The sequence below is a fragment of the Methanobrevibacter sp. genome (assembly GCF_045577275.1).
Taxonomy (GTDB): Archaea; Methanobacteriota; Methanobacteria; order Methanobacteriales; family Methanobacteriaceae; genus Methanobrevibacter.
The window spans coordinates 1-6,677 of sequence record NZ_JAZNIB010000332.1 but is presented as its reverse complement, the minus strand read 5'-3'; the positions used below and the strand labels follow the sequence as shown (position 1 = coordinate 6,677).

2 protein-coding genes are annotated in these 6,677 nt (G+C 34.0%); both read left to right on the top strand.

The window, feature by feature from the left end:
- Positions 1-359: 359 nt before the first annotated feature.
- On the top strand, positions 360-3,527 hold the full coding sequence (locus tag ACKI67_RS09625) for an Ig-like domain repeat protein (RefSeq protein WP_407463315.1): 3,168 nt from the start codon (positions 360-362) through the stop codon (positions 3,525-3,527).
- 685 nt (positions 3,528-4,212) lie between these two features.
- Complete coding sequence (locus ACKI67_RS09620) at positions 4,213-6,378, top strand: hypothetical protein (protein WP_407463314.1); 2,166 nt, start codon at positions 4,213-4,215, stop codon at positions 6,376-6,378.
- Positions 6,379-6,677 lie beyond the last annotated feature (299 nt).

Genomic DNA, 6,677 nt, shown 5'->3' with positions numbered 1-6,677 from the left:
GACTAAATAGACGATTTTTTTTATTAAATTTTCATCCACTAAACTTAATTTAGTAATATTTATATACATTATTGTATAATATATAGTAATGTAAAATTAATTTTTAATTTAATCAATTTGGATTGATAAATTTTTATAAGTTTATCAAGAGTATATGAATAAATATTATTAAAAATTGATTTTTAGATGAAATTTTAATAAGTTTTTATTAGGAAAACATGAAATTTATTATATTTTTCCAGTTCTTTCATAAAGAACTGTAAATTTTTTCATGTTTTATTGTAAAGAATTTATTAAAAACTGTATTTGCTCTTTTCATATGATAAAAGGGTTGATATATAATTTAAGAAGGAATAACTATGAAAATTAAATATATTGCTATATTTTTAGTTCTTCTATGTTGTTTCATGGGGGCTGTAAGTGCAGCAGATGCAGTTGATGCATCTGTTGATGATGCCGTCACTGTAGATGCAGTCTCCGAGGACATAGGAGATAGCGTAACAGCAGATTCTATTGTTTCTGATGATACAACAACAGAAGAAATAAATGAGGCAACAATTGAAAAAGAAAATAAGGACGTTGAACAAACTAGAGGAACTCCTGTTAATGCTTCTAACTGGGATGAATTAAAAACTCAATGCACATCTTCTGGTGCAAAGGATATTACTCTAAATGGTACAATATATAATGCAAATAGCCAAATTGAATTTGAGAATAGTGCTACTATTATAGGTACTCCTGACAGCTACATTACAGGAGGAGTATCTGGTGAACCAACATTTCTTAGTTCTGGAAGTTTGAGCATACATTTTATCAATGTAACTTTCAAGGATATCAATTCTGATATTTTTATGCAATTATCCACAACTGGAGTAAACACATTTGAAAACTGTAATTTCTCAAACATTACTACCACTACTGCTAATGGACATAGTTCAGTTATCTGGAATAATGGTGGATTTATGAATATTACAAATTGTAATTTCACCAATTGTGTTAATGGATTTGGAGTAATCACTAACCACAAAACACCTACTACAGTAACTATGAATGTGAATAATTGTAGATTTGAAAACAATTATGCCAGAACAGAACCTGGTGCTATAAATAATTGCGGAATATTAAATGTAACTAATTCAATATTCAATAATAACACTTCTTACCAATGGGGAGGCGCAATACACACTCATTCTAGTGCATATAGTCGCATTGTCAATTCAACTTTCACAGATAACAATGCTGGATGGAATGGTGGTAGTTTATACACTTACAGCAAATTAGAAGTAATAAATTCCACATTCACAAACAATAGTTGTAACACTAGCGCTGGCGGTGGAGCTATCGGCTGTTCAAATTGGATGTCCAAATATAACATTACTGTATGCAACTGCACTTTCATCAACAATACTAACAATTGCGGTTTTACAAATGAAACTCCATCAACTGGAACTGGAGGTGCAATTTCTGCAATGAACAATGGTTATTTAACTGTATGTGGTTCTACTTTTGATAATAATTATGCAGGATATGGTCAAGCTATCGCTGCTTACAGTCAAGGCTATGTGAATATAACAGCAGGAATACCTAATGTTGTAATCAAGAACAACACTTTCAAAAATCATAATAGGACAACTGCAACTGATACTGTGCAAGTAAGTGGAAATTACACTTTGGATAATAACACATTCATAAACTGCCACCAAGTGAATAGAAATGGAACAGGTAATGTTTTCACTAATTGCACTCCAGAATCACTCAATAATGCTAATCCAACCGCAAGTAATAAAGCATTATTATCTTCAAACGGAAAGTCCTCTACAAACATATTAAAGGATGAAATAGATTATTTAACCCCTGCTGATGATATATTAACTGCCATAGGTAATCTTGAGGATAATGGAGTAATTTATTTGAGTAATGGCGAATTTTTCATTGATGGAAATATCATTGATTCCAAAAAAAATTATACTATTATTGGTCAAAGTAGGGAAGGTACTAAACTTATTAAAAGGTTTAGTGCATCAACACGAAAAAAAGGTGTAAAGACTTTTATTAATATGACAATCAGTATAACTGAAGCGATATCTGAAGGAGATCCTATTAAAACTGTTGATTTAGAAAGTTATAGTATATTTATTAATTGTACTTTTATCGGCACTCCTATAAATGTGGGTAAAAAGTTATTTGATCAGAATATTGAATCTCATGGCGCATTAGATTATGAAGATGTATACTCTGCTAAATTTTATAATTGTGATTTTCTAAACTCAAACAGGGACAATACTTACTCTAAGACTGTGGAAGAATGGATTTGGAATGAACAGACTGAAGAAAATGAGATTATCACTACAGTTTATACTTTAAGCTCTTATATAAATGTTTTCGATCATGCTATTGTTGAGTTATATGATTGTACTTTTGAAAACTTGAATTATGATACATTAATTTGCACAAATGCTGCTAATTATGATACTGGCAGTGTAAAAATATATAATGCCACTTTTAAAAACTGTGCAATGAATGCAGTTGTTGATTATTACACTGATTTGGAAGGATTAGTCGCTATTGAAGATTGTGATTATGACTTTGTTGCAACAACCGATGTAATTGCTAGTGAAGATGGAGCTCACCATTATGTAAACGCTACCAAGCTTGCTAAACCTGCAACTACTTTGGTTGCTGACATTGATGATGCTGGCAATCTTTTAGTTAACTTGACTGCTGGCGACAATGCTGTTGCTAATGGTAAAGTATTGATCAGCATTAACGGTGCTGAAGCTGTTTCTTATGACCTTGGTGAAGACGGCACCTTGTCCATTGCACTCAGTGACTTGACTGATGCTGCCGGTAAATTGAACATTGATGTAAGCTTTGAGGAAACCGATGACTACAAAGGAAGTTCCAGTTCTGTAAGTGCTGTCGTTGTGGTTAAGGCTCCTGTAAGGACAGAGACTGTAATTGATTATCAGAATATGACTACTACTGCTGTGGACACTAAGGCTGATGGAAGAATCGGTGAATACTTCATAATCACCTTGAAGGACAAGAACGGCAACGCTTTGGCAAACAAGCCAGTGCAAATCGGATTCAACGGTGTAGTCTACGACAGAGTAACCGATGAAAACGGTACAGCAAAACTCCAAATCAACCTTAAGGCTGCAGGAACATACACCTTCGCAGTAGCATACCTTGGAGATGATCAATACAACGGATCATTTGTTGTCGCAAAGATAACTGTGAACAAGCAAAAAGGTACATTGACTGTCCCTGCAAAAACATATAAGGCAAGTGCAGCTACAAAAACCTTGACTGCAACATTCAAATCCGCTAAAGGCGGACTTGTAGCAGGCAAGAAAGTCACCTTCACAGTAAACGGCAAAACCTACACTGCAACCACCAACGCTAAAGGTGTGGCAACAGTGAAAGTAAGCCTAAACAAGAAAGGAACCTACAGCTTCACTGCCAAATTCGCAGGTGACAACCAATATGCAGCAATCAGCAAAACAGCAAAACTAACCATAAAATAAAAATTTGTTCATAATTAATAGGTCTAAAATAGTTTTTTAGATCTATTAATCCTTTTATATTTTTTCTTAAAAAAAAGATGAAAAAATGGACAGTTTAATGAGGATTTTATTTCTTATTCTAATCCAAGTGGTTGGAATAATAAATAAATTTCTTGATTTAAATTGGGAAGTTTATTTAAAAATTGAAAATATTTTGTATTTTGGCTTCATAGTAAAAAAACTGATAAAATTCGTATTTGAAAAAAAATTTTAGTTTGGTAGTTATTAAAATAGGGGAGGAAAAAAATCATTGCATTTTTCTCTTCTATTTTTGTAATTACTGGGTTTTTTGCTAGGATTCCAAATATGAGGTATTGTTTTTTTTAATCATTTTGTGAAAAGGATGGTTGAAAAAATAAATTTTTATAAAAATTTATTTGAAAGTTAAGGCAAACAAGTTTTCATTGTTTGCTTTTGTAGAGTGTAAGAAAATTTGATTTGAGCATAAAATGGATGGGTTTAATGGTTTGTCTGGGAAAAGGAGTATCGGCAAGATGTCTTTTTTATGTTTCCATGGACTTTTATTAAGTAAAAAAAGACGATTCAGTTCTTGGATGAATGAATTCCATATTTTTGCTCGGATTTACATTTTAGATAATAAAATGAGAAAAGTGTTTTTCTATTAATGGAAAAAGGTTGACTTAAAATGCAAAAATCTAATGAATTTATCATATTGTCCTTGACGGTCCTGTTATTGGTTTCATTGTCTTCTGTCTCTGCAGTTGATATTGGCGACAATGATGTGTCTGCTGCACTTGATGATGATGTTATGGATGTTGATAGTTTTGCCGTAACAGACATGAGTGCGACTGAAGTCGAGGACGATTGTGTTTTGTGTTCCGACTCTTCCCCTAACATTATAAAAGAGGAAATCGTGCTTGAAGATTCTTCAAAGGGAGCTAATGCAAATCCTAAGAACTCATTGAAGAGTTCTGATGATTCAGGAAACTCCCTCGCAGAGTCAGTTTATTATGTCGGATCTGACAATTTCACATATTACTTTGCTGACGGAGTCTTGAAGGAGAATTATGAAGGTTCCGTTCTGGTATTCAATGGTGAGTTTGCAGATAAGGGAATAATAGACATCAAATCCCCTAACGTGACTGTAATTGGAAACAATTCACTGTTAAGGAACACGGTGTTCTGTCTTGAGTCCAGCAATGTCATGCTCACAGGTCTGAACTTTGTATTGGATCAGGAGTTTGCAGACAATGACAATGCGGGGATACTTGTCCTTGGAGACAATTGTACAGTATACAATTGCACTATGGATTATGCTGTTCCGGAAGCAAAGACAGGGTTTTGCGTCTATGCCGAAGGGGGCAAGATAGAGAACTTCACTTTGGCAAACAGCACATTCAACTTCATAGGAAACAACCTTGGCGGAGGATGGGCCTATGGCATCTTCCTTGATGGCGTTGACAATGCCGTAGTATATGGCAATAACATTAACTGTTCTTTGCCTTTACGTTCCGTCAATTGGCAAGCTGAGATTTTCGGTGGTGTGAGCATGGATGCTGTAGGTGCCTTTGTAGCCCAGAACTCCAATAATCTGACATTGTCTAACAATAAGATTTCCACTTATGTAAGTGGCGGTGGAACCAGTTATCCAACTCTGGATACTGTAATATTGTATGCCTGCAACAATGCCACTATTGAAAAGAATCGCATTTATAGCGAGGACTTTGACAGCAAGAACGGCAAGGACAACTACCTTCAGGGAATTGATGTGTATTTTGCCAATGATGTAATCATAATAGGTAATCAGATTGATATTCGCACTACTGGCGGTCGTTCAGGTATGGGGACAGCTTATCCTATCCAGGTGAATGGTCCTTCATATAATGTGAAAATCGCTTACAATAATCTCACTACATTTAATTTTGGCCCTAATATAGGTATCTATTCCCAGAATTATTATGGTGCGACAAAGATAGACATTATAAGCAATTTCATCAATGTCACCGGTCTTGCCAGCACTCATTACTGGGCACTTGTTGCCGGAATTGAAGTGCAGGATTCCGATGACTTGATTTGGAATAATACAATCATTGTAAATAATATCGGAAATTACAGTGCAAACAATAACATTTATGGCATTAGTTATTCCCAGAACACTCAAGGGAATCATACCTATAATATCCAATATAATAATGTAACTACTAATGGTCGCTATGCGGTTTCTTTATCAGGAACTAGTTCATTGGTTGTCAATTCCATTATTGCAAACAATGTCTTAAATACTAATCAATCCAGCGGCAATCGTGCTGTTCATATTGGCCGAGGAAATAATAACACTATCCGTAACAATACTGATGGTGTTTTCAGGAACACAATGAGTGAGGATGATTTGCCTGATTGGCTTAAAAACCATAAGGGTTTAGTTCCTAGCATTGTTGTTCCTAGGTATTTTGATGAAAATTCCAATGGTTCTGGAATGACTGAGAATAAAGGTAATGGCACAGCCCCTTGGAATAATCAAGGCAATTCCAGAGGAACCAATAATGGAAATGGAAATGGCAATAGTCCAGTTTCAGGAAATGGAACAAATCCTAACAGTGACAGCATTTTCGGTTCAGATAGGGATACTGCTCCAGGCATCGGCGGTTCTTCCACCCCTAGTGTTAGTGCAAGCAGTCCAGGTGATAGTGGCAGTTCTGCTATGAATCCGAATGCTTATGAGATCAATGAGAAATATAATGTCCTTACTAAGTCTAGTAATTATCTTCAATTGGCACTCATTTGTATTGTTGCTTTGCTGTTGTTAGGCATTGGATATAAGCGTCAGAAGGATAAAGAAGAAGAGGAATAATCAAAAGTTTTTATTGTTTATTGGAGTGTTTGCCAAAATAATTTTATTTTATTAAGTTTTTATAATCAAAACCTCAACATGATTTATTAAAAAAAGTTTTTCCAATATTTATTGGAATTCATCTATTTTGGCAAACGCTTTCTTTTTATATAATAGTCTATTGATTTTAAAATTAAATGAGATATTAAATTCAAGTAGCTTTTTTAATTTTAAAATTAATAAATTAATAAATTTATGTAGATAAGCAATTTATAAAATTAATATTCATAACAAACCTTTAATTATTTTAATTGTTAATT

What these genes read in the sequence shown, in the direction of transcription:
- ACKI67_RS09625 (WP_407463315.1), top strand. Translation starts at nt 360, where the DNA reads ATGAAAATTAAATATATTGCTATATTTTTAGTTCTTCTATGTTGTTTC.
- ACKI67_RS09620 (WP_407463314.1), top strand. Translation starts at nt 4,213, where the DNA reads ATGCAAAAATCTAATGAATTTATCATATTGTCCTTGACGGTCCTGTTA.